Source organism: Eikenella exigua (genome assembly GCF_008805035.1).
Taxonomy (GTDB): domain Bacteria; phylum Pseudomonadota; class Gammaproteobacteria; order Burkholderiales; family Neisseriaceae; genus Eikenella; species Eikenella exigua.
Map to the genome: position 1 here is coordinate 1100600 of NZ_CP038018.1, position 23241 is coordinate 1123840.

Here is a 23241-nt window from a genome sequence, read left to right on the forward strand (position 1 = left end):
CGCCAAGCCTTGGGCAATACTGCTATAATGCGGCGTTTTGTATGGCCGCTCCCGGCCGTCATCCCTAGCTGTAACCCCGGGCTTTAATCAGTTCTCCACCGTTTTTCAGGTAGCCCCTATCAGGCTGCCGGCAGTTGTGAAATATGAGCAAGAAACCTTCCCGCAAACCCGCCAAGCCGAAGCCAAACAGGCATAATCCCCCTTCCAAATCCGCGCGCCGGAGCCATGTGCCTTCGGCGGCTACGGCGGCTTCGCAATCCATTTCGCTGCTGGCCGATATGCTGTGGCTGTTGGTGCTGCTGTTTTCCGTGTGCCTGGCTTTGGCGCTGGCAAGCTTCACCATGGACGACCCGGCTTGGTCGCGCAGCATTCCCACCGATAATGAGCCGCACAATCTGGCCGGACTCGTGGGCGCATACACGGCGGATGTGGCCTATTATCTGTTCGGGCTGTCGGTGTGGTGGCTGCTGCTGGCGGCAGCGGTGTGGCTCTACCGCAATTTCCGCAGCGTGAAGCAGAGCAGCAAGAAGCCGTATCACTTGGGCATGGGCTTGAGCGGTGCGGCGCTGCTGCTATTTGGCAGCCCGCTTTTGGAGGCAGCGGCCTGGTCGGCAGAATTGCATGACAGCCTGCCGATGGGCGCGGGCGGCTTAATCGGCCAATCACTCGGCAGCGGCTTTATGCGGCTGCTGGGGGTTTCAGGTAGCCTGCTGGTGCAGGCAGTGCTGATTGTGGCGGGGCTCTCGCTGCTGTTGCAGGTGTCGTGGCTCACACTGTTGGAAAAGGCGGGGGCGCAGCTGGAATGGCTATGGTATCGGCTTATCCGCCAGCCGCACCAGTTTGTGCGCGATATCCCGAACGCGAAGTTTGTCCGCCGCATGGTGCGCACGGCGAAAACCATCACCGCCGAAGAAGTGGAAACCGTGGAAGGTGCCAGCAGCAACCGCAAACCGGTAGCGGTGCAGATTAACCAGCCTGCCAGCCAAGGGCTACCTGAAAAACAAAAACCCGCGCCCGAGCGGCAAAAAGATTTGTTCGCTCCCAAACGGCAGGCTGAAGACGGCGAATATCTGCTGCCGGAATTGGATTTGCTCACGCGCCCGCAGGAGCACAAACCGGAAATCAATCCCGAAGCCCTGCAGCACATGGCCGAGCGCATCGAGGCCAAGCTGGCCGAATTCGGCATTCAGGTAACCGTGGTAAGCGCCACTGCCGGGCCGGTGATCACGCGTTTTGAAATCGAGCCGGCGCAGGGTGTGAAAGGCAGCCAGATTACCAATCTGGCCAAAGATTTGGCGCGTTCGCTTTCCATGCAGTCGGTGCGCGTGGTGGAAACCATTTCCGGCAAGAGCACCATGGGCATCGAAGTGCCGAACGAGAAGCGGCAGGAAGTGCTGCTGCGCGAAATCCTTTCCTCGCCGGTGTTTGCCGCCGCGCCGTCCAAGCTTACCGTAGCCTTGGGCAAAGATATTGCCGGGCAGCCGGTGGTGGCCGATTTGGGCAAAATGCCGCACCTTCTGGTGGGCGGCATGACCGGCTCGGGCAAATCGGTGGGAGTGAACGCCATGATTATGTCGATGCTGTATAAGGCCGCGCCGGATGAAGTGCGCTTTATCATGATCGACCCGAAAATGCTGGAGCTTTCCGTGTATGAAGGCATTCCTCACCTGCTCTGCCCGGTGGTAACCGATATGCGCGAGGCCGGGCAGGCGCTGAATTGGTGTGTGGCCGAAATGGAAAAACGCTACCGCCTGCTTGCCCATGCCGGCGTACGCAACCTAGCCAGCTTCAACCAAAAAGTGGCCGAAGCCGCTGCTTCCGGCAAGCCGCTGCCCAACCCTTTCAGCCCCAATCCCGACGAGCCCGAGCCGCTGCAAAAACTGCCCTATATCGTGATTGTGATTGATGAATTGGCCGATTTGATGATGACCGAGAAAAAGGCGGTGGAAACGCAAATCGCCCGCCTGGCACAAAAAGCCCGCGCTGCCGGTATGCATCTGATCGTGGCCACCCAGCGCCCCAGCGTGGACGTGGTAACCGGCCTGATTAAGGCCAACATCTCCACCCGCATGGCCTTCACCGTGCAAAGCCGCATCGACAGCCGCACCATCCTCGACCAGATGGGCGCAGAAGACCTGCTCAAATACGGCGATCTCCTCTTCCTCCAGCCCGGCAGCGCCGAGCCCGTGCGCCTGCAAGGCGCGTTTGTGAGCGACCACGAAGTGCACGAAGTGGCCTCCTTCGCCAAACGCCAGCAGGGCGCCAACTACATCGAAGGCCTGCTCTCCGGCGAAGCCGCGCAGGAAACCGTAAACGCCGTCAACCCCAATGCCGGCAGCGACGAAATGTTCGACCAAGCCGTGGCCTTTATTCTGGAAAGCCGCAAAACCTCCATCTCCTCGCTGCAACGCCAACTGCGCATCGGTTACAACCGAGCCGCCAACCTGATGCAGGCTTTGGAAGACGCGGGCATCGTTTCCCCCGCCGATGTGAGTGGAGCGCGTAAAATATTGGCAAGGAAGGATGACTTATAGAAATATTGGAGCCGATGTTTTCAGGTAGCCTCCAATAAAAACACCCAAGGAGCCCCCATGCCCCACTTCCAACCCGAGCCGCCACACGGCGGCCGGCAGCAAGCTCGAGTCGGCATTCTTCTGGTCAACCTCGGCACGCCCGCTGCACCTACACCCGAAGCCATGCGCCATTTCTTGCGCGAATTCTTGTCCGACCCGCGCGTGGTCGAGCTGCCACGCTTGTTGTGGCAGCCGCTGCTGCACGGCATCATCCTGCCCTTCCGTGCAAAAAAAAGCGCACATAGCTACCGCCAGATCTGGCAAAGAGAAGGCTCTCCGCTGGCTGTGTTCACAGCCAAACAGGCTGCCGCCCTACAAGCCGAGCTGCCGCAAGTGCTGGTGGGGCACGCCATGTCCTACGGCGTGCCTGCCGTGGCCGATGCTATCGCCGTCATGAAAGCCCAAGGGGTAGACCGCTTGCTCGCCATCCCCCTCTATCCGCAATACGCTGCCAGCAGCAGTGGCGCCGCGCTGGATAAGGTGTTGAGCGTATTGCTCCAACAGCGCAACCAAATCAGTCTGCGCACCATCAGCCGCTTCTACAACCACCCCAGTTACATCCAAGCCATGGCCGCACATATCCGCGCTTACTGGCGGCTGCACGGTCGCGGCCAGCGCATCCTGTTCAGCTTTAATGCCATCCCCAAAGCCGCCGTGCAGCAGGGCGACCCTTACGAGGCCGAATGCCATGCCAGCGCAGAAATGCTGGCTAAAGCCCTGCAGCTCACCACCCAAGAATGGTATCTCGCCTTCCAAAGCCACTTTGGCCGCAACCGCTGGATAGGTCCTGCCACCACCGATTTGCTCACCGAACTGCCTGCCAAACACAACATCCGCGAGCTCGACATTTTCTGCCCAGGCTTCGTGAGCGACTGCCTGGAATCCCTAGAAGAGCTCGCGATAAAAGGATGCGAACAATTCCACGAAGCTGGTGGCCAAACCTTCCGCTTCATCCCCTGCCTCAACGACAACCCCATCTTCATCGAGGCTCTGGCCGATATCGCACAAGAAAACTTAAGCGGCTGGGTGTAGAGAGAGGCTACCTGAAACACTTTCAGGTAGCCTTTATCTTATTTTTCCGGCACTCAAGCTTTCAGGTAGCCATATACCGTGAAGCAAAACTCGCCCTCCACATATGGAATGGCAAACCGATCCAATATCGCGCGGATGCCTTCGCTATTATCCACAATTTCCCGCGCAATCAGATGCCCTCGAAACACCGAGCGCAATTTCCGGATTTTCACCCATTCGATATCGAACATCGGATAAAAATGCTCATGGCCCCAATCGCCGATTGCCACCGTCGTTTCAGCTACGGCTTGCTCAACGTCCGCTTCCGATTTTTCATCAAACAAATACTTGATTTCATAGGCCGGCGCATTTTCCCACCCATCCATTGCCTCGCGCAGCTCCCGCCATTTGGTGTTGTTCATCGCGCCCACCAGCCTGTTTTGCTGCACAAATTCGCGCACGCGGCGGCGGTAGCATTCTTGTTTGCTGTTGCGCTCCGCCCTTTCGTCTGTCTGCATCGCCATCTCCATCAGGCTACCTGAAAATCAATATGCTGTTTTCAGGTAGCCTTTTCCCATTCTCACTCAAACAACACCCCGGCCAAGCCCAATGCGTTGTTTACCATATGAATCAAAACCGGGTATTTCAAATCTTTGGTGTGCAGATAGGCCGCGCCGAGCACCAGGCCCATGGCGAAATACAGCAGGAAATCGTAATGCACCGGCGGGCTGTGCAGGCTGCCGAAGATGAAGGCAGACAGCACCAGCAGCAGCCAGCGTTTACCGCGGTTTTCTATGCTGCCGAAGCTTTGAAAAAAAATGCCGCGCAGCAGCAACTCTTCCAAAATCGGCGCAAACAGCACGATATAGGCCGCCATCGTCAGCGGGGCGCGTTGCAGCATTTCCATAACCATGCGCTGGTTTTGCAGGTTGTCCACGCTGCTTTCTAGGCCCAGCGCGGCCATCAGCATTTCGTAGAGCGGATTGGTGGCCAGCATCAGCGCAATATAGCCTGCCGCCCACAGCAGTTTTTTGCCGGAAAACCGGCTTTGCCAATCCTGAAAATAGCCGTCTGCCTGCTTACGGTAGAGCTGCAGGCATAGCCTGCACATGGCCACAGCAGCAACCGTAAACAGCAGCGCGGCCACGGCCTGGGCAGCCATGCTTTTACCCATGCCGCCGAGCAGCAAAACCAAAAGCGGCAGCACCTGCATCAGTATCAGCAGGCCAATGAGCCGCAAAACCGCCACCAGCCTAGAGCGCACCGCAGCCTCCGGTTTTCGGCTTGCTGCCCAAAATGTTAATCACTTTGCGTGCGGGTTTTTCAGGTAGCCCTTCGTCTTCGTCGTCGCGCGGGGCGTTAAAGGAAACGGTTTCGCTGTCGAAGGCCAAATCGCCGCCGTGTTTCAGGGTCTGACCACGTTGCAACCCCGCGAAATCAAACAGTTCGGTATCGGCCAAATGCGAGGGCACTACGTTTTGCAAGGCGGAAAACATGCTTTCGATGCGGCCGGGGAAGCGTTTGTCCCAGTCTTTCAGCATTTCGCTCACCACCTGCCGCTGCAAAGTGGGCTGCGAGCCGCACAGATTGCAGGGAATAATGGGGAATTGCTTGATTTCGGCGTATTTGATCAAATCCTTTTCTTTCACATAGGCCAGCGGGCGGATGACGATGTGCTCGCCGTTATCGCTCACCAGCTTGGGCGGCATGGCTTTGAGTTTGCCGCCGTAGAACATATTTAAAAACAGGGTAGCGAGGATGTCGTCGCGGTGGTGGCCGAGCGCGATTTTGGTGCAGCCCAGCTCTTTGGCCGTGCGGTAGAGGATGCCGCGCCGCAGGCGGCTGCACAGCGAGCAGGTGGTTTTGCCTTCATCGAGCACGCGCTTCACGGTGGAATAGGTGTCTTCTTCCACAATTTTGAACGGCACGCCGATAGAAGTCAGATATTCCGGCAACACGTGCTCGGGGAAGCCGGGCTGTTTTTGGTCGAGGTTTACTGCCACCAGCTCGAAATCGATCGGCGCGGAGGCTTGCAGGTGGCGCAGGATGTCTAAGAGGGCGTAGCTGTCTTTGCCGCCGGAGAGGCAGACCATGACTTTATCGCCCTGTTCAATCATATTGAAATCGTTAATCGCATGACCCACGGCGTGGCGCAGGCGTTTGTGCAGTTTGTTGGCTTCGTGTTCGTGTTTGGGTTTATTGGACATAATGGTGTGTTGGCAACGTAAAGTGCGGGATTGTAACGCAATGTAGGCTGATTTTATAGCAGGTAAAGTATCGGCCCGGCAGCTGAAAGTATGCAAAGAATACGGTACACTGCGTTTCGTTTTAAACAAAAAGCAGAGAAAGGAAACGAATGTTTGCAAATCGAGTGTTGGCCCTGTTGGCTGCCGTGTGGTTTGGCGCATACCTTTTGGCCGGCTACGGCGTGGCGCCGCTATTGTTTCAATCTCTGCCCAAAGAGCAGGCCGGTAGCCTGGCCGGTGTGCTGTTTAGCGCAGTGAACTATATCGGGCTGTTTGTGTGGGCCATCATTTATTTGGCCGGCCTCTCGGCACAGAAACGCAGCTACGGCCAACGCAGCAAACTCAGCTCGCGCACCGTCGCGCTCACCTGGCTGCTGCTGGCAATCTCGCAATTTGTGCTGGTGCCACTTATCCGTGCTTTGCGCAGCGGGCAGACGCATTGGCTATCCAACTTGCTCGGCGGCAAGCTGGCTTTCTGGCACAACATGTCCAGCAGCCTGTATGTGCTCATCAGCCTGCTGGGACTGTTTTTAATCATGCGCCTGCTGCGTTTCGAGTGGCAATAAATCGGGCTGAAAAGGCTACCTGAAATTTTTCAGGTAGCCTTTTACCGCTTGCCGCCCTATTCCCGCACTTATACAATGCGCCCATCCCAACCCTTCAAAAATAAAGGAAACCCCCATGTTGGCCAAACAATTCCTCGACGAACTTGCCGGAAAAATCGGCAGCGCCATCGCTGAAAGCCCGGTGAAAGACGTGGAAAAAAACGTGAAAACCCTGCTCGGCAGCACATTCAGCAAGCTTGATTTGGTAACGCGCGAAGAATTCAACATCCAACAGCAGGTGCTCGTCAAAACCCGCGAAAAACTGGCCGCCTTAGAAGCGCGCCTGGCCAAGCTGGAAGCCAACGCTCCGGCCGCCCTACCCAACCCTTCCGAACAGCAATAGGAAACGCGGCATGAGTTTGGCGGTGGTATACAGCCGGGCGCTCAGCGGCATGGCCGCGCCCTTGGTGGAAGTGGAAGCCCACTTGGCCAACGGCCTGCCCGCATTCAATATTGTCGGCCTGCCCGACACTGAAGTGAAAGAAAGCCGCGACCGCGTGCGTGCCGCCATCATACAGAGCGGCTTCGACTTCCCCGCCAAAAAAATCACTGTAAACCTCGCCCCGGCAGATTTGCCCAAAGAATCCGGCCGTTTCGACCTGCCGATTGCCGTGGGCATCCTCGCCGCCTCCGGCCAAATCGCCATTTCGCCCGAAGAATTGGCCAAATACGAACTGGCTGGCGAACTGGCTTTGTCCGGACTGCTGCGCCCGGTGCGCGGTGCACTGGCCATGGTGTGGCAGAGCACGCAGGCGCGGCGTCGTTTTATTTTGCCGCAAGAGAGCGCCGAGCAAGCCGCGCTGATTGAACGCGCCGAAGTGTTGGCAGCCGAAAGCCTGGTGGCCGTAGCCGCCCACCTCAACGGTATCGCCGCCCTACCCCGTTGCCAAGCCAGCATCGATTCAGCCGAAGAAGCACCCTCTCCCGACCTGCAAGACGTAAAAGGCCAGCACACCGCGCGGCTCGCGCTTGAAATTGCCGCTGCCGGCGGCCACAGCATTCTGATGAGCGGCCCGCCAGGCACCGGAAAATCCATGCTGGCGCAACGCCTGCCCGGCATCCTGCCGCCGCTCTCCGACGACGAAATCACCGAAACCTGGGCACTGCGTTCGCTGCTGCCCCAGCAGCACAGTTTCTCCCGCCGCCGACCCTTCCGTTCGCCGCACCACAGCGCCAGCGCCGCCGCCATGGTGGGCGGCGGTTCCGACCCCAAGCCCGGCGAAATTTCCCTGGCGCACAACGGCGTATTGTTCCTCGACGAATTGCCCGAGTTCGACCGCAAGGTGCTGGAAATGCTGCGCGAACCGCTGGAAAACGGCCTTATCCACATTTCCCGCGCCAGCCGCCAAGCCACCTATCCCGCCCGCTTCCAGCTAGTGGCTGCCATGAATCCCTGTCCATGCGGCTTCCTCGGCCATCCCGCCAAACCCTGCCGCTGCACGCCCGAAAGCATTGCCCGTTATCGCGGCAAAATTTCCGGCCCGCTCTTGGACAGGATTGATTTGATTATTGAAGTGCCCGCCCTCTCCGCCGCCGAGCTCACTCAAGCCACACCCGGCGAACCCAGCGCTGCCGTACGGGAACGCGTGCTGGCCGCGCGCGAACGCCAACAGCAGCGGCAAGGCAAAAGCAATGCCTTGCTCAACGTAACCGAACTGGACGAGCTGGCCGCCATCGAGCCCGAAGCCAAAGCAGCCCTCTCCGCCGTGTTGGAAAAACTCTCGCTTTCCGCCCGCAGCTACCACCGCATCCTGCGCATCGCCCGCACCCTGGCCGACTTGGCCGGCAGCGACACCGTAAACCAGCGCCACGTCATGCAGGCCGTGAGCTTCCGCCGCACCCCGTCTTAAAATAAGGCTACCTGAAACATTTCAGGTAGCCTTTACCATTCCGCCCTAGCGTTCGCTCAAGTTCAAATAATGCCGGCTGCCACGCATATTGGCGATGGCGTGCAGCAGCAGTTGGAAATGGTCGGGGTTGTTCACAAAATCCAGCTCTTCGGTATTGGCAATCAGCAGTGGGGCGCGGTCGTAGAGGTAGAAATAGCGGTGGTATTCCTCGTGCACCTGCTGCAGGTAGCCGGGCGGAAACAGGTTGATGTGGTTGTCGCCCCGGCTGCGCAGCTGCGCTTCGGCGGCACCGGCGCTGGTTTGCAGGTAAATCACCAAATCAGGCACGGGAATTTCAGGCATGATTTTTTGCTTGAGCTGCCAATACAGCGCCTGCTCGTCTTCACGCAGGATGGTGGGCACGAAAATCTGGTCTTTTTCCAATAAGAAATCACTCACCACACGCTGCATGCTGTGGTTGGCATTGCCGATTTCGTCGGCGGCCGCAATGAGGTTGAGCGTTTCGGTGCGGCGCAGCAGGAAGTAGAGCTCGGTGGCCAGGCCGTGGTTGGCGGCGTTGAGGTAGAACTGCTCCAAAAACGGGTTTTGCTCGGGCTGCTCGCTGATGAGGGTGCAGCCGAAATGTTCGGCCAGCTTGCGGCTGAGCGGGGATTTGCCGCTGCCGATGGGGCCTTCCACAACGATGTAGCGGTAGTCTGCCTGCATGGTCTCTCCTTGGAATGTTTCAGGTAGCCTTTCGGGGGTCAGGCAGCCGATTAAAGGCTACCTGAAAACTTAACTCTCTGTTCCATCTAAACGTTGCACGCCTTCATTACCCAGAGCAGCGGCCAGCTCGGCAGCGGTGGCGGTTTGGCCGGGCAGGATGTGCTGCGGGGCGATTTCGGCCAGGGGAATCATCACGAAGCCGCGTTGATGGGCGCGCGGGTGGGGCAGCTGCAAAGCGGGGCTGTCGAGCGTTTGGCCGGCGTAGTCGATTAAATCCAAATCCAGCGTACGCGGGGCATTGCGGAAACTGCGCACGCGGCCGGCGGTGGCTTCGGTTTGGTGCAGCAGGGCAAGCAGTTCGACAGCGGGCAAATCGGTGGCCAGCAGCACAGCAGCGTTAATGAAGTCAGGCTGGTCGGCATAGCCCACCGGTGCGGTGCGGTAAAACGAGGAAGTGGCCAGCACCTGCACTTGCAGATGTGCGGCCAGCGCGGCCAGGGCGTTTTGCAGCTGAGAAACGGGCTGTTCGAGATTGCTACCCAAGGCAATAATGGCTTGCTTCATTTGGTGTTTTTAATCATGGAGTGATTGGAATTGGGGCTACCTGAAAACGGAGTCGTCGGGCTTTTCAGGTAGCCTTTGAATGAGGTGTCGGATTCGAGGATCCGACCTATGGCTGCTTCAACCCAATGCCACCTATTCAGCCGCACCCTTATCTACCGCGTCTGTTTTCTTCTTGCGCCGGCGGCGGCGTTTTTTGGCCGGGGCGTCGCTGCTGTCGGGGCGTTGTTCGGCGGCTTGAATCATCTGTTTGCGCTGTTCTTCATCGGCTTCTTGGAAAGCTGTCCACCAGTCGGCAATACCCTGCTCTACTTCGCCGGCACGGGCGCGCAGCAGCAGGAAATCGTAGGCGGCGCGGAAGCGGGGCTGGGCAAGCAGGCGGAAGGGGCGGGCACCGCGCTGGTGCTCAAACTGGGGCTGGAGCTGCCAGATTTCGCGCATCGAGGCGGTGAAACGGTGCGGCACGCCCCAGCCTTTTTCCATGTGGGCACGGGTTTCGGCCACGGCGGCGCTGAGTGCGGGCATGGTTCTGAGCCCGCCAGCCTGAGCGCGCTGCCAGGCCTCGCGCACCTGCGGCCACAATACGGCGGCTAACACAAAGCCCACGGATACGCCTTGGTCGGCGCGCAGGCGGCTGTCGGTGCTGTTGAGGGCAAGTGCCACCATGCCGCACCCCTGGTTTTCAGGTAGCCTTTCCAAGGTGCAGGCAAGCAGGGGGTGCACGCTTTGGCCATCCATGCCCAGAGCCTGCATCTGTTTGAGGCAGTCGATGGCCGCGCCGGAAAACAAGAGCTTCATCACTTCATCGAACAGGCGCGCCAGCGGCTCTTTGGGCAACAGGTGCAGGCATTCGGCAATCGGCGCGGCGGTGTCGTGGGCTACCTGAAAACCGAGTTTGCCCGAAAGCCGGGCGGCGCGCAGCATGCGCACCGGGTCTTCCTGATAGCGCGCACGGGTGTCGCCAATCATCACCAGCCGTTTGGCGCGGATGTCGGCCACGCCGTGGTGGAAATCGGTGATTTCCCCGCGTGCGGGGTTGTAATACAGAGCGTTGCAGGTGAAATCGCGGCGGGCGGCATCTTGCTCCATGCTGCCGTAGCTGTTGTCTTGCATGATGCGGCCGTGTTCGTTTTGCCGCGCGGGGCGGTTGCCGCCGCGGAAGGTGGTGACTTCAATCGTTTCCGGCCCCACCATCACGTGCACAATCTGAAAGCGGCGGCCGATGATGCGGCTGCGGCGGAATACTTTGCGCACTTCTTCGGGGCGGGCGTTGGTGGCCACGTCGAAGTCTTTCGGCTCAATGCCCAAGAGCAAATCGCGCACCGCGCCGCCCACTATATAAGCCTCAAACCCGGCCTGCTGCAACCGCGACACCACCTTTTCCGCCGCATAGCTGATCCCGTCCGGCGTGATGCCGTGTTCGTTTTGCGGCAGCACCTGTTTGTGTGAATATGTTGCGGCGGCTTCAGGTTTGCCCGGCAGGATTTTGCGCAGCCATCTAGTCAGCATAGGGGGGTATTCTCTTCTTGTTTTTCAGGTAGCCTGCGGTGTGCGCGCAGGCGCGTGCTTAAGATAAAGTGCGCAGTATAACCTTTCGCCGCAACGGCTGCCAAACCAAGCGCTTTCCGTTATAATCGCCACTACCTCACACCACAGAAAAACACACCATGTATAACTACCAATCCGACGCCACCCAGTTCCTGCAAAAATACATCGAAGAACACCCCGAAGAGCAAGAACGCCGCCTCCAAAACCGCGGCCTGTTGTGGGATGTCGAGCTCAACCCAGAAGAGCAGGTCGATTTCGCCGCCGGCAAAGTCGCCAAAAAACCCTACACCTACTATTCCTACTAAATCCCGCGCCGCGCCATGACCGCAGCCACCGACCATCTGCCCCCCGGCCTTGCAGGCTACTTGAAAAGCATCAACCCGCCCGAAGCAGAAGTGTTGCAACACCTGCGCCAAACCACCGCGCAGCACCGCATGGGCAAAATGCACCTGGCCGCCGAGCAAGTCCAACTCCTCGCCTTTCTCGTGCAGCTCATCCGCGCCGAGCGCTGCCTCGAAATCGGCGTGTTCACCGGCTACAGCAGCACCGCCGTCGCCCTCGCCCTGCCCGAACACGGCCGCCTCACCGCCTGCGACATCAACATCACCTACACCAACACCGCGCGCCGCTTCTGGCGCGAAGCCGGCGTGGAACACAAAATCGAGCTCCACCTCCAGCCCGCCCTCATCACGCTCAACCAACTCATCGAACAAGGCCGCAGCGGCAGCTACGATTTCGCCCTGATCGATGCCGACAAACCGCCCACCGCCCACTACTACGAACGCTGCCTCACCCTGCTGCGCCCCGGTGGCCTTATTGCCATCGACAACCTCCTGCTCGGCGGCCGCGTGTATCAGGCAAACGCCGAGTCCGCTCCCGAATCTATCGAGCGCATCCGCGCCTTCAACCAATCCCTGCAAACAGATTCCCGCGTCGCCGCCCTCACCCTGCCCCTGGGCGACGGCCTTACACTGCTGCGCAAACGTCATCCCGAGGAAACCCCATGCGCCTGATTATTCCAGCTGTCCTCTGCGGCCTCGCTGCTTGTACCGCTCTCCCCCCCACACGACCATCCGCCGCCGGCAGCCCCCAACCCTCGCAGCGCATCGTAACCGAACTTACCGCCCACAACCAGCAAATCAGCCAGCTGCAACAACAAATTGTCGAACTACGCGGCCAAATCAGCGAACTGCAACAACGCCAGCAGCAGCTCGCTCAGCTCCTCGATGCTCGAGCCGCCTCCCGCCGCAGCACCAGCCACAGCAGTGCCGAGCCTGCCACCACTCCGGCTGAAAACCCGCAAGAGCAAGCCTATCAACAAGCCCTGCAACTCTATCGCAGCGGCCTCTACAGCCAGGCCCTACAGCAGCTGCGCTTCGCCGAACGCAGCGGCAGCGGCGGCCGCACCGAGCAAAACGCCCTCTTCCTGCTCATGCAGAGCCACGAAAAACTGCGCAACTGCGAATCCGTCATCCTCACCGGCCAACGCTTCGCCGCCCGCTTCGCCGCCAACCCCAAAGCCGCCGAGGCCCTTTACAGTGTCGGCCACTGCCAATGGGGCATGCAGCAGCGAGACATCGCCCGCGCCACCTGGCGCAAGCTGATGCAAACCTACCCCAATAGCCCAGCTGCCCACCGCGCTAATCAACGTATCCAAAACAACCGTTGATGAATGAGGTTACCTGAAATTTCAGGTAACCCCTTGCCCACCGGGCTTTTAAGCCCAAACAGAAGCCCTTCCAAATGAAAACCTTCCTAGCCGCCCTACTCACCGCCGCCAGCCTGTCTGCCCAAGCTGCAGACTACTTCCTGCCCCACATCGAAGCCGACGGCACGGCAAACGTCCGCACCGCGCCCAATGCCAACAGCAGAATCCTCGCCAGGCTGGATTACCGCAGCGCACAACGCGAAATCCTCAGCAGGCAGGGCAATTGGTACCACATCCGCCTAGATGGCCGGCACATCGGATTTGTGCACCAAAACCAGGGCTTTATTGTGCAAAACTACATTGTCGCCAGCCCTAACGGCTCGGCAAATGTCCACAGCATCCACCCTGGCTACCCAACTGGCAGAGCCCCAATCATCAAAACGCTATCCAACGGCACACGCGTGCAAATTGTTCCGGGTTTGAGCAAAGACAACTGGCTGCTATACGACAACCAGGGCGCATACACCGAAAAAGACGAATACGGCAACGATGCCGTATTCCAAGGCTATATCCACAAAAGCCAGCTGCGGCGTGTAAATTAACAGCCCTCCTCATATAGTGGATTAACAAAAATCGGGACAAGGCGGCGAGCCGAGGACAGTACAATCAGTACGACAAGGCGAACCAACACCATACCGGTTTTTGTTAATTTACTACATGAAATGCCTGCCATAAAGGCCACCTGAAATTTAGCTTCGCAGAAACTTTACTTCCTTCGGAAGCTCTGTTTTCAGGTAGCCTCTCCCCTTCCCACCAGCTACCACAAAAGGACTCCCCCATGCCTTCCATCAAACGCGCCCTCATCAGCCTGTCCGATAAAAACGGCGCAGTCGAATTTGCCCAAGCCCTGCATAAACTCAGTGTCGAAATCCTCTCCACCGGCGGCACGGCCAAGCTGCTTGCCGATGCGGGCATTCCCGTGATCGAAGTATCCGACTACACCGGTTTCCCCGAAATGCTCGATGGCCGCGTGAAAACACTACATCCCAAAATCCACGGTGGCATTCTCGGCCGGCGCGATTTGCTTGATCACGTTGCCACTATGGAAGAGCACGACATCGGCAATATCGACCTGGTGTGCGTAAACCTCTACCCCTTCGCCGCCACCATCGCCAAGCCCGGCTGCACGCTGGAAGACGCGATTGAAAACATCGACATCGGCGGCCCGACCATGGTGCGCTCCGCCGCGAAAAACTGGAAACACGTCGCCATCGTTACCGACACCGCCGACTTCCCCGCCATCGCCGCCGAAATGGAAGCCAACGGCGGCGCATTGAGCGACAAAACCCGCTTCAACCTGTCGCGCAAAGCGTTCAGCCACACCGCCCAATACGACGGCATGATTTCCAACTACTTAACTTCACTTTCAGACGACGTCTTGAGCGGCACGCCCGAAATCGGCGAGTTTCCAAGCCAGTTCAACCAAAGCTGGATTAAAGTGCAAGACATGCGCTACGGTGAAAATCCGCACCAGCACGCCGCGTTCTACCGCGATGTGTACCCCGCCGCAGGTAGCCTCGCTGCATACAAGCAACTGCAAGGCAAAGAATTGTCGTATAACAACATCGCCGATGCCGATGCCGCTTGGGAAGCCGTCAAATCCTTCGACGCGCCTGCCTGCGTGATTGTGAAACACGCCAATCCATGCGGCGTCGCCGTTGCGGCCGATACATTGACCGCCTACAAACTCGCCTACGCCACCGACACCACCAGCGCGTTCGGCGGCATCATCGCTTTCAACCGCGAAGTGGACGGCGCAACCGTGCAACAGATTACTGACAATCAGTTTATGGAAGTCTTGATGGCGCCGAAGTTCACCGCCGAAGCCCTCGAAATTGCCGCCGCCAAGAAAAACGTGCGCGTATTGCAAATTTCTCTAACAACCCCGCTCGAAGCAGGTGCGAACCGCTTCGAACTCAAACGCGTCGGTGGCGGATTATTGGTACAAACGCCCGACATCCACCGCATCAGCCGCGTCGATTTGAAAGTCGTCTCCAAACGCCAACCGACCGAGCAGGAATGGAACGATTTACTGTTCGTCTGGAACGTCGCCAAATACGTCAAATCCAACGCCATCGTGTTCGGCAAAGGCGGTCAAACCTACGGCATCGGCGCAGGCCAAATGAGCCGTGTGGACAGTACCCGCATCGCCGCCCGCAAAGCGCAGGACGCAGGCTTAGACTTAAACGGCGCGTGTGCCGCCTCCGACGCTTTCTTCCCCTTCCGCGACGGCGTGGACGTCATCGCCGAACAAGGCATCAAAGCCATCATCCACCCCGCAGGCTCGATGCGCGATCAGGAAGTCTTCGATGCGGCGGACGAACACGGCATCGCCATGGTGGTAACGGGCGTGCGCCATTTTAGGCATTAAGCTTTTCCGTATGGCAAAAGGCTACCTGAAAGTTTCAGGTAGCCTTTTATATAGCTGATATAATGAAGAAACATTGTTTCAGCCCACCTTATTGGAGAGCAATATGCAAAAATATATTCTGACCGCCCTATTGCTTGCCTGCGCCCCAACAGCCGGGGCAAACAGCTTCCGCTCACACAAGCTGGCCTTAATACATAGCCTATATGTACCCTATCAAAACGGCAATACCGTTCATGCCCATCCGGAACGCCACTTTTCCGCCGATCTACGAGCCGTATATCAAGAAGACAAACAGCATACAGCACCGAACGAAGTCGGCTGCATCGATTACGACCCAATTATTGCAGGGCAAGATTGGGATCAAGCCAGCCTAAACCGGACGCTGAACATCCGGCCACTGGCCAACGGCCGAATCGAAGCCGTATTCCAGCAGTTTCCCGGCGATTTCTCGGCCACCCAAGTGCAATTCGTGCTGCAATGCAGCCCAAACGGTCGCTGCCTAATCGACGACATCTATTCTGCCACGCCAGGACACCGCTTAGTTTCATTCAAACGCAGCGTGCGGCGCTGTATTAGCGAAATGACCAAACAGCGCTAAAGCTACTTTAGACTTCCAACAACATAGTTCTACCAGCCAGCATATTTTTCAGGTAGCCTCAAGAGCAAACTCATGGAACCTCAAGAACTCGATACCCTAGACCTCAACGAAGCCCTCGCCGAAATCCTGCAAGCCCACGGTTATGCCTGCCAAACGCGGGGCGAAAAAATCCTGCCCGATTTCGCCGTGCCCGTGCAGCTCGAAACTTGGGCGTTTCCGCGTGAACGCAGCAACGGCGTGGTGGTGAGCCGTTTTGATGTCGGCATTACCCTGCCCGACGGGCGCGAACTCTACGAATGCTGCGACGGCATCGGCGAAAACCTGGAGGACTCCCTCTCGCGCAACCTGCACAGCTTCTGCACCAACAGCCTGCACATTTTGCTCGATGCGTTCAATACCGGTGAAAATCTTGCCCACACGAAATCTGGATAAGCTGCAACGGTGAAAGTTTTCAAGCAATTCTGGGTTACTGGATGACCAAAGGCGCCAGTGATAGTGGTATGGCAAACCATGAGAATGCAATATCATTAATCCACTTTTTTATGCCCAAGCCGAAAACGAAACACTGAATGCAGAGTTTATGATAGACAACCAAGACAATGCCGCTGCCGAGAAACAGCTTGCCCAATTCCCCTAGCCGCGCAAAGAAGCCTATTACAGCGTACGGTGGTGCATCATGCTCAAGCCGTTGGCTTCGGCGTAATAACGTTGAGCTATATATTTTTCCATAACAAAAGGCTACCTGAAATTTTTCAGGTAGCCTTTATCCAATCTACTTAAAGCGACTTAGTCTTCACCGGCAAATGCCAACAGCAGGCGCAGCAGGCTGACGAAGATGTTGTAGATGGCAACAAACAAAGTCAGCGCGGCACTAATGTGGCTGTCTTCACCGCCTTCAATTACCACGCGCACTTGCCACATAATCAACACTGAGCTGACGATTGAGAATAAGGCAGATACGGTGAGCGAGAGTGCAGGAATCTGCAGGAAGAAGCTGGCAACCATGGCAATAACGGCCACCACGAAACCCACGCTAACGAAGCGGGCGATGCTGTTGGTTTGGAAGGTGGGCGATTTGGCCATGGCTGCCATGCTCAGAAATACGGCGGCAGTCATGACGGCGGCAATGCCGATGAGTTCTATGCCGTTGGAAAGCGCCAGGCTGTAGTTCAAAATCGGACCCAGCGTGAAGCCCAGGCCGAAAGTGAGCATCATCAGCAGGGCAGCACCCACATTGCTGTGGCGGTTTTTCTCGATTAGAAAGCTAATGCCGTAGAAAAAGGCGAAGAAAATGCCCACAGCAATCCAATAGTTGCCGGTAAAGCTGAACAGGCTCAGACCGGTGGCCATAGCGACGAATGCGCCGGCAGCCGCCGGAAGAAACGAGAGCCCGAGCAAGCCGTAGGTTTTACGCAAAATGGTGCTTTGTGCGGAAACGCTGCTGCCCACGTCGGTGTAATCGTAAACATTGCGTGGTTGCATGTGGAAAAACTCCTCTTGAATATCAAATAAAAAAGAAACGAATATTGATTGTAGCAGCAAATACGCCGTTTGCAAAAAATTCAGCCGGCTGCTGCTGCCTGCTTCGGCAGTCAAACAGTAAGATGGGGCGACATGGCAGATTTGCAAGCGTTGAGGCATATATTTGGCTATAATTCAGCACTTTTCTTTTCTCTGCTGCACACCATGCCTGCTTCCCGTTACGCCGTTTTCGGCAACCCCGTGGCTCACAGCCGCTCACCAACTATCCACCAAATGTTTGCCGCCCAAGAAGGCGTGACCATCAAATATGAACGATTGCTGGCCGAACCGAGCTGCTTCGCCCAAACTGCCGCCACCTTTTTCGCTGCGGGCGGCGCGGGCGCAAACGTAACTGTGCCTTTCAAAACCGATGCCTGTGCCTGGGCAGATAGCCTTTCCGAACGCGCCCGAGCCGCCGGTGCGGCCAACACATTAATCAAACAGGCCAACGGCCGAATCCATGCCGATAATACCGACGGCCTCGGCCTAGTGGCTGATATTGGCCGCAACTTTCATGTAGCCCTAACCGGCAAGCGCATCCTCCTTATCGGCGCAGGCGGCGCAGTGCGCGGCGTGATTCTGCCTTTGCTCGAATGCCGTCCCACCAGCCTCACCATTGCCAACCGCACCGCGGCCAAAGCACAAGAGCTGGCTGCCATTTTCGGCATCCGTGCCGGCGAGTTGGGCGAGCTGCCTGCTGCTGGTTTCGATATTATTATCAACGCCACCTCCGGCAGCCTGAGCGGCCAAGTGCCCGCCATTGCCCCTGCCGTATTCGCCCAATGCGAACTCGCCTACGACATGGCCTATGGCCGCGAGCCCACCGCCTTTATGCATTTCGCCACCAAAGCAGGCGCCCAACGTAGCGCTGACGGCTTGGGCATGCTGGCGGAACAAGCCGCCGAATCCTACCGCCTCTGGCGCGGCTTTTCCCCAAAAACCGCCCCCGTACTCGCCGCCCTGCGCGCCGGAGAGATTTAGCACAAACCTGCCAAAGGCTACCTGAAACTTTAGCTTCGCAGAAACTCAGCTTCCTTTGGAAACTTCATTTTAACTTCGTTGAAGCCGCACTTTCAGGTAGCCTAAAAATCCTTTATAATCCGTCCCTTTTTCCAAACCGCGGTTCGCAACCCTCCCGCGTTACCAAAACTAAGGACTCCCATGCGCAACAAAGAAGAGCTCAGCGGCCTCTCCCTGCTGGGCAACACCGGCACGCAATATCCCTCAACCTACGCTCCCGAAATCCTCGAAGCGTTCGACAACAAACACCCCGGCAACGACTACTTCGTCAAGTTCGTTTGCCCGGAATTCACCAGCCTGTGCCCGCTCACCGGCCAGCCCGATTTCGCCACCATCCTCATCCGCTATATCCCCGACATCAAAATGGTGGAAAGCAAATCGCTCAAACTCTACCTCTTCAGCTTCCGCAACCATGGCGACTTTCATGAAGACTGCATCAACATCATCATGAAAGACCTCATCAAACTGATGAACCCGAAATACATCGAAGTGTTCGGCGAATTTACCCCGCGCGGCGGCATCGCCATTCATCCGTTCGCCAACTATGGCCGACCCGGCACGCCATTCGAGCAAATGGCGCGCGAGCGGCTGTTTACACACGATATGCAGTAAGCCTGCGGGCTACCTGAAACCCATGCCGATTGCTGAGATTAAAAACCGTGCCGTCTCTCTTCCCCTGCTGGATAACGCAGCACTGGCCGTCGAAATCTGCCGGCTGAAACAGCACAGTACAGCATTGCTAGCCTGTATTGCCTTTTACAAGCCAACCGCCGCATCAGCCTGAACGAAGCCAACCAGCTCACCCTCTCCCTGCCGGTTTTCAGCAATCAAAAGAAAGCCGCTTTTGAACAGGCCTACCGCATCATGCAGACAGAATTTGAACAAGAAACATAGCGGCAATATTTTTCAGGTAGCCTATACTGGTTTACTAACCTCACTTTTTTCTTTGAAACCAGTGGCAAAATTAAATTATCCCATCCACTAATTAAGAAAATTCAGCATAATGAATCAATTCATCCGTTTCCAACAAATTACTAGTGATGATGACTTACTGGAATGGGAAATTATCGCATCAAATAACCAGTCCACATTCTGTACGAAGATTTATACTGGCAAAAAGAACTGTATATCCATCTTGAACGATCTCCGCACCTTGAGTAAACAACTTAATGGAATTTATGATTTACGATTAGGTGGTTTGGGGGAAGAGTATGCAGGAGGAGCTTTCGCTGCACGATTACACTTGTCAGAAATTTATCATAGTAGATTATTTATTAAAATATATTTAGAAACTGAGTATTTTAGGTTTAAATCCAGAATGGTTAGCAGCATGGCAACAATGTATTTTGTAACAGAACCGGGTTTATTCAATACTTTCATCACCCAATTTTCCGGTATGCTAAATGAGTTTCGTAATGATGCAATATTGCCTTGCATTGAATTTTGAGCCTATTAATATTAATTAATTATATAATTTAAAACTCGATATTTTTAGCCAGTTTCCAACCCCGCGCGGTTCGCAACCCTCCCGCGTAGATTTTTATCTAAACCAAAACTAAGGACCATTATGCAAAACTACCGCTTCACCCCCGCCCAACAGCAGCAAGCCCTCCGTTGGCTCATTTTCTTCCACATCCTGGTGATTGCCGCCAGCAACTATCTCGTGCAGTTTCCCTTCAGCGTCACCCTGCCCAACGGCTTCGAAGTGCATTCCACCTGGGGCGCGCTCAGTTTCCCCTTCATCTTCCTCGCCACCGATTTAACCGTGCGCATCTTCGGCCAAAGCCTCGCCCGACGCATTATCTTCTTCGTTATGTTCCCCGCCTTGCTCGTTTCTTATGCCTTTTCCGTGCTGTTTCAAGAAGGCGCGTGGACAGGCTGGAGCGCGCTTGCTGTGTTCGTGATGCCCGTGTTCCGCATCGCCCTGGCCAGCTTTGCCGCCTATGCCGTGGGCCAAATCCTCGATATTGTCGTGTTCAACCGCCTGCGCCAGCTGAAATCCTGGTGGATTGCCCCCACCGCCTCCACCTTCGCCGGCAACGCCGTGGATACCGTGCTTTTCTTCTCCATCGCCTTCGCCGGCAGCAGCGATGCCTTTATGGCCGCCAACTGGCCGCACATCGCCTTTGTTGATTACTTGTTCAAACTCGTGATCGGCACACTCTTCTTCCTGCCCGCCTACGGCCTCATCCTCAACATCCTCACCCGCAAGCTCACCACTTTGCACCAAGCTGTTGTCACCGAAGCCGTATCCGCCCAGCCGGAAGCCGCCGGTCAATCCAATTAAACTTTCAGGTAGCCTTTTGTTTGCTCAAAGGCTACCTGAAACTAAAACCGTAGGCCGGGCATTCATGCCAAATAGCAGTTTTAGGCACAAATATCGGGCATAAGCTTACCAGCCATCGGCTGGTGTAGCTGTACCAGCATAAATATTTTCAGGTAGCCTTAGGCTACCTGAAACCATATAAATCAAACCCCAAAGCCGACCTGAAGTCTACCATGCCCCTCCTCACCCACACCCTCGCCAACGGCCACACCATCCAGCTCCACCTCAGCCGCCGTGCCAAGAAAAACATTATCCTGCGGGCGCACAGCGAACATAGCCTGCGGCTCAGCATTCCTCCGCAGCTAAGCCTACCCGAGTTGCGCCGCTGGCTACAACATAACGAAACTGCCCTGCAGCAAATGCTCCGGCGCCGCCCCACCCCGTCCGCTGCCCCCAGCCACCTCTGGCTCTATGGCCAGCCGCACCAACTGCAATCCCACGCCCAAACCGCCGTCCAAATCCAGCCCGGCCGTATCCTCTTGCCCGCAGCCGAATGGCCGCAACAGCAAGCCCTCCTGTGCCAACACCTCCAGCCGCTGGCCGAAGCCTACCTTCTCCCCCGCCTCGCCACACACGCCCAGCGCCTGCAACTCATTCCCGAGCACACCGCCCTCAGCCGCGCCAAAACCTTCTGGGGCGTATGCCGCCGCCGCAATATCCGCCTCAACTGGCGGCTCGTCGGCGCACCCGAATACGTGGCCGACTACGTCTGCGTGCACGAACTCTGCCACCTGCGCCACCCCAACCACAGCCCAGCCTTTTGGGCAGAAGTCGAACAACACTCTCCGTACCGACCCGCCGCTACCGCCTGGCTCAAACAGCACGGCCGCGAGTTGTTCCTACTGGGCTAAAACAATTTCAGGTAGCCTTTCCGTTGCTGGACGCGCAAAGTGCGCGGAAACACACACATGCGGTTTTAATACTCAGACAACAGCCCGCCTGCCCACGCCCCCACGACAACCAACCGTTTTCAGGTAGCCTTTCCCTTTGCGGGGTGCATAGGTATGTGCGGAACCACACGCACGCGGTTTGAAACATCGGGCGACAGCGCGCATGCCTGCGGCAAAACCCTACACACCGCTCAAACAACACGGCATCGCCATACCGGCTGCCAATGTGCCGAATAGGGAAACGCTACCTGAAAACCTGTAGGTCGGATTCTTGAATCCGACTTCCCGAATGGCGGCCTATCCACCAGATACGGCTATTTAAACCACAAAGGCTACCTGAAATTTAAGGTAGCCTTTCGCATTGCCCGCGCCGTCAGGCCTGTTCGCGGAAATCTTCCCCCTTAAAACCCGTCTCGGGTTGCCGCGCTCCACTTGATAGAGTAATTTGTGTGCATCGGCGGTGTGTTGGCGCAGGGCGGTTTGGTAGTGTTCGGCCAGTTTGAGCGCGAGCAGCCTCAGTGTGCGTTTTTTGTTGGCGTACTGACCGCATTCGCTCTCGGCGCGCACGGCGGAGTCGGTTTTGTTCACGTGCTGCCCGCCTTTGCTGCCGGCGTAGCAGGTTTGGAATTCGATGCCTTCGCTTTCCGGTAGCGCGGGAATCTCAGGTAGCCTGAACACGCCGATATACCAGTTTTGCATGGGTGCTGCCACACAGTATCGGGGTCGAGGTACACGCCGAGGCTGGAGAGCTGCAGATCTTCGGCGAAATCTTGGCGGCTGTCGAGCCGAGTGGGCCGGTTCGGGTCGGCGTAATAGACGAGCAACAGCGGCGTATGGCGGTATTTGGCGATGGCGGGTTGGCTACAGTTGCAGCGGGCTGGGCTGAGGTCGGGCGCTTGGAAGTGGTGATACCCGGGCCAGTAGTAGTTATGACATTGAGGCAGGCAGTATTTGCTGCCGTCGAGAAAGCGCACCATCTGCAGAGGGAGGCGGTGGCGACGGTGTTGCGGATACACAGTGTCGATGTCGTATGAACTGTACACCTGCTTATCGGCTTCGGGGCTGTTTTCAGGTAGTCCTTGGTGGCCGTGCGCGTCCACATGGCGGCGCAAAAAACCTGCTGGCCGAGCCGGCGCGAGCCGCTGTGCACAAGCAGTTGCAAGCAATCGGTATCGAAGTTTTCAGGTAGCTTTTCGGGGCGATAGACTGTGTCCACGGTTTGCAGTTCGGCAAAATGGTTGCCGCCGCCAATACTGCCTAAGGCTACCTGAAAAGGATGCTGCGGCAAGATTGCGTTAATCCGTGCCTGCCTGCTTTCATCCAGCGGCGCATCGATACTGCCAAGCTGTTTGGCCAGCTTGGCGGGTTTGGCTTTGTGTGCGGGCAAATCGGTTTGCCACAGCGCCATGCCGCAGCCGATGTCGTTACCGATGAGCGCGGGATAAAAACAGCCGAAGCTAAAAAATGCCGCGCCGACGGGATAGCCGCGCCCGGCATGCAAATCGGGCATACCGGCCACCCGGCGCATCTGTGGCAGGCGGGCGGTGTTTTGGAACTGTTGGATGGCGTTGCCTTCAATCCAGGTATTTGAACCGGCTATTAAAACAATGTTTTCAGAAATGATTTGGGGATTTTGTGTGCCCATAATGTACTTTCTTGCGGCGGATAAATCCGTTTGCGCACAGCTCTGCCACAAACGTGCACATAC

Annotated in this window: 26 protein-coding genes; 17 read left to right on the top strand and 9 right to left on the bottom strand. The window is 57.0% G+C overall.

What is annotated here, in order from left to right; genetic code table 11:
* The first annotated feature begins 143 nt into the window (after nucleotides 1-143).
* On the top strand, nucleotides 144-2534 hold the full coding sequence (locus tag EZJ17_RS05710; RefSeq protein ID WP_151086271.1) for a DNA translocase FtsK: 2391 nt from the start codon (nucleotides 144-146) through the stop codon (nucleotides 2532-2534).
* 57 nt (nucleotides 2535-2591) lie between these two features.
* Nucleotides 2592-3605 (top strand): ferrochelatase, encoded by a 1014-nt coding sequence (gene hemH / locus EZJ17_RS05715; RefSeq protein WP_067438564.1) that lies wholly within the window; start codon nucleotides 2592-2594, stop codon nucleotides 3603-3605.
* 53 nt (nucleotides 3606-3658) lie between these two features.
* Here hemH and EZJ17_RS05720 read toward each other — a convergent pair whose 3' ends face one another.
* From EZJ17_RS05720 to ttcA, 3 genes are all read right to left on the bottom strand, one after another.
* Complete coding sequence (locus EZJ17_RS05720; RefSeq protein WP_151086274.1) at nucleotides 3659-4102, bottom strand: DUF6678 family protein; 444 nt, start codon at nucleotides 4100-4102, stop codon at nucleotides 3659-3661.
* A 62-nt stretch (nucleotides 4103-4164) separates the two neighbouring features.
* The gene (locus EZJ17_RS05725) at nucleotides 4165-4824 is read right to left on the bottom strand and encodes a CPBP family intramembrane glutamic endopeptidase (RefSeq protein WP_151086277.1); all 660 of its coding nucleotides are present in this window, start codon (nucleotides 4822-4824) and stop codon (nucleotides 4165-4167) included.
* A 13-nt stretch (nucleotides 4825-4837) separates the two neighbouring features.
* Nucleotides 4838-5791: a tRNA 2-thiocytidine(32) synthetase TtcA gene (ttcA, locus tag EZJ17_RS05730; RefSeq protein WP_067444898.1), complete on the bottom strand. Its 954-nt coding sequence runs from the start codon at nucleotides 5789-5791 to the stop codon at nucleotides 4838-4840.
* 149 nt (nucleotides 5792-5940) lie between these two features.
* On the opposite strand from ttcA, the gene EZJ17_RS05735 reads away from it, so the two are divergent.
* The 3 genes from EZJ17_RS05735 to EZJ17_RS05745 all read left to right on the top strand — a co-directional run bounded on the left by EZJ17_RS05735 (nucleotide 5941) and on the right by EZJ17_RS05745 (nucleotide 8285).
* On the top strand, nucleotides 5941-6396 hold the full coding sequence (locus tag EZJ17_RS05735; protein WP_067438552.1) for a DUF4149 domain-containing protein: 456 nt from the start codon (nucleotides 5941-5943) through the stop codon (nucleotides 6394-6396).
* Nucleotides 6397-6511: 115 nt separating this feature from the next.
* Entirely contained in the window at nucleotides 6512-6778 is a 267-nt protein-coding gene (locus EZJ17_RS05740) for an accessory factor UbiK family protein (RefSeq protein WP_067438549.1), read from the top strand.
* Between the two features lie 10 nt (nucleotides 6779-6788).
* Nucleotides 6789-8285, top strand: a complete 1497-nt coding sequence (locus EZJ17_RS05745; RefSeq protein ID WP_067438547.1) for a YifB family Mg chelatase-like AAA ATPase — start codon at nucleotides 6789-6791, stop codon at nucleotides 8283-8285.
* A 45-nt stretch (nucleotides 8286-8330) separates the two neighbouring features.
* On the opposite strand, the gene EZJ17_RS05750 is transcribed toward EZJ17_RS05745, so the two are convergent.
* The 3 genes from EZJ17_RS05750 to pcnB form a co-directional block, all read right to left on the bottom strand.
* Nucleotides 8331-8990 (bottom strand): deoxynucleoside kinase, encoded by a 660-nt coding sequence (locus EZJ17_RS05750; RefSeq protein ID WP_067438544.1) that lies wholly within the window; start codon nucleotides 8988-8990, stop codon nucleotides 8331-8333.
* Nucleotides 8991-9059: 69 nt separating this feature from the next.
* Entirely contained in the window at nucleotides 9060-9554 is a 495-nt protein-coding gene (folK, locus tag EZJ17_RS05755) for a 2-amino-4-hydroxy-6-hydroxymethyldihydropteridine diphosphokinase (protein ID WP_067438542.1), read from the bottom strand.
* Nucleotides 9555-9686: 132 nt separating this feature from the next.
* Nucleotides 9687-11060: a polynucleotide adenylyltransferase PcnB gene (gene pcnB, locus EZJ17_RS05760; protein WP_067444901.1), complete on the bottom strand. Its 1374-nt coding sequence runs from the start codon at nucleotides 11058-11060 to the stop codon at nucleotides 9687-9689.
* Nucleotides 11061-11218: 158 nt separating this feature from the next.
* Here pcnB and EZJ17_RS05765 point away from each other — a divergent pair, with 158 nt between their 5' ends.
* The 7 genes from EZJ17_RS05765 (at nucleotide 11219) to EZJ17_RS10580 (ending at nucleotide 16208) form a co-directional block, all read left to right on the top strand.
* Nucleotides 11219-11404 (top strand): DUF3460 family protein, encoded by a 186-nt coding sequence (locus EZJ17_RS05765; RefSeq protein ID WP_067438536.1) that lies wholly within the window; start codon nucleotides 11219-11221, stop codon nucleotides 11402-11404.
* A gap of 15 nt (nucleotides 11405-11419) precedes the next feature.
* Nucleotides 11420-12112 (top strand): O-methyltransferase, encoded by a 693-nt coding sequence (locus EZJ17_RS05770; protein WP_067438533.1) that lies wholly within the window; start codon nucleotides 11420-11422, stop codon nucleotides 12110-12112.
* Complete coding sequence (locus EZJ17_RS05775) at nucleotides 12103-12768, top strand: tetratricopeptide repeat protein (protein ID WP_067438530.1); 666 nt, start codon at nucleotides 12103-12105, stop codon at nucleotides 12766-12768. Before EZJ17_RS05770 ends, EZJ17_RS05775 begins: the two co-directional genes overlap by 10 nt.
* 74 nt (nucleotides 12769-12842) lie before the next feature.
* Nucleotides 12843-13349, top strand: coding sequence for an SH3 domain-containing protein (locus EZJ17_RS05780; protein WP_067438528.1), 507 nt, complete (start codon nucleotides 12843-12845; stop codon nucleotides 13347-13349).
* 236 nt (nucleotides 13350-13585) lie between these two features.
* Nucleotides 13586-15178 (top strand): bifunctional phosphoribosylaminoimidazolecarboxamide formyltransferase/IMP cyclohydrolase, encoded by a 1593-nt coding sequence (gene purH / locus EZJ17_RS05785; RefSeq protein ID WP_067438525.1) that lies wholly within the window; start codon nucleotides 13586-13588, stop codon nucleotides 15176-15178.
* Nucleotides 15179-15281: 103 nt separating this feature from the next.
* Nucleotides 15282-15776, top strand: coding sequence for a hypothetical protein (locus EZJ17_RS05790; protein WP_067438522.1), 495 nt, complete (start codon nucleotides 15282-15284; stop codon nucleotides 15774-15776).
* 72 nt (nucleotides 15777-15848) lie between these two features.
* Nucleotides 15849-16208, top strand: coding sequence for a DUF6348 family protein (locus EZJ17_RS10580; protein ID WP_231868016.1), 360 nt, complete (start codon nucleotides 15849-15851; stop codon nucleotides 16206-16208).
* 354 nt (nucleotides 16209-16562) lie between these two features.
* Here the strand turns inward: EZJ17_RS10580 and EZJ17_RS05800 are convergent, their stop codons facing one another.
* A complete protein-coding gene (locus EZJ17_RS05800) occupies nucleotides 16563-17258 on the bottom strand; it encodes a Bax inhibitor-1 family protein (RefSeq protein ID WP_067445069.1) in 696 nt (231 codons plus the stop codon).
* Nucleotides 17259-17462: 204 nt separating this feature from the next.
* Between EZJ17_RS05800 and aroE the strand changes: the two genes are divergently transcribed.
* From aroE to EZJ17_RS05825, 5 genes are all read left to right on the top strand, one after another.
* A complete protein-coding gene (aroE, locus tag EZJ17_RS05805) occupies nucleotides 17463-18278 on the top strand; it encodes a shikimate dehydrogenase (protein ID WP_082886445.1) in 816 nt (271 codons plus the stop codon).
* 180 nt (nucleotides 18279-18458) lie between these two features.
* Complete coding sequence (queF, locus tag EZJ17_RS05810; RefSeq protein ID WP_064105635.1) at nucleotides 18459-18929, top strand: preQ(1) synthase; 471 nt, start codon at nucleotides 18459-18461, stop codon at nucleotides 18927-18929.
* A gap of 391 nt (nucleotides 18930-19320) precedes the next feature.
* Nucleotides 19321-19764 (top strand): hypothetical protein, encoded by a 444-nt coding sequence (locus EZJ17_RS05815; RefSeq protein WP_151086279.1) that lies wholly within the window; start codon nucleotides 19321-19323, stop codon nucleotides 19762-19764.
* A 120-nt stretch (nucleotides 19765-19884) separates the two neighbouring features.
* On the top strand, nucleotides 19885-20604 hold the full coding sequence (locus EZJ17_RS05820) for a 7-cyano-7-deazaguanine/7-aminomethyl-7-deazaguanine transporter (protein WP_067438517.1): 720 nt from the start codon (nucleotides 19885-19887) through the stop codon (nucleotides 20602-20604).
* A gap of 212 nt (nucleotides 20605-20816) precedes the next feature.
* Nucleotides 20817-21494: a M48 family metallopeptidase gene (locus tag EZJ17_RS05825; RefSeq protein WP_067444906.1), complete on the top strand. Its 678-nt coding sequence runs from the start codon at nucleotides 20817-20819 to the stop codon at nucleotides 21492-21494.
* Between the two features lie 357 nt (nucleotides 21495-21851).
* On the opposite strand, the gene EZJ17_RS05830 is transcribed toward EZJ17_RS05825, so the two are convergent.
* Both EZJ17_RS05830 and EZJ17_RS10585 read right to left on the bottom strand, forming a co-directional pair.
* Entirely contained in the window at nucleotides 21852-22232 is a 381-nt protein-coding gene (locus tag EZJ17_RS05830) for a peptide chain release factor-like protein (RefSeq protein ID WP_067438511.1), read from the bottom strand.
* Nucleotides 22195-23178, bottom strand: a complete 984-nt coding sequence (locus EZJ17_RS10585) for an RtcB family protein (RefSeq protein ID WP_346265210.1) — start codon at nucleotides 23176-23178, stop codon at nucleotides 22195-22197. Before EZJ17_RS10585 ends, EZJ17_RS05830 begins: the two co-directional genes overlap by 38 nt.
* Between the last annotated feature and the right edge of the window lie 63 nt (nucleotides 23179-23241).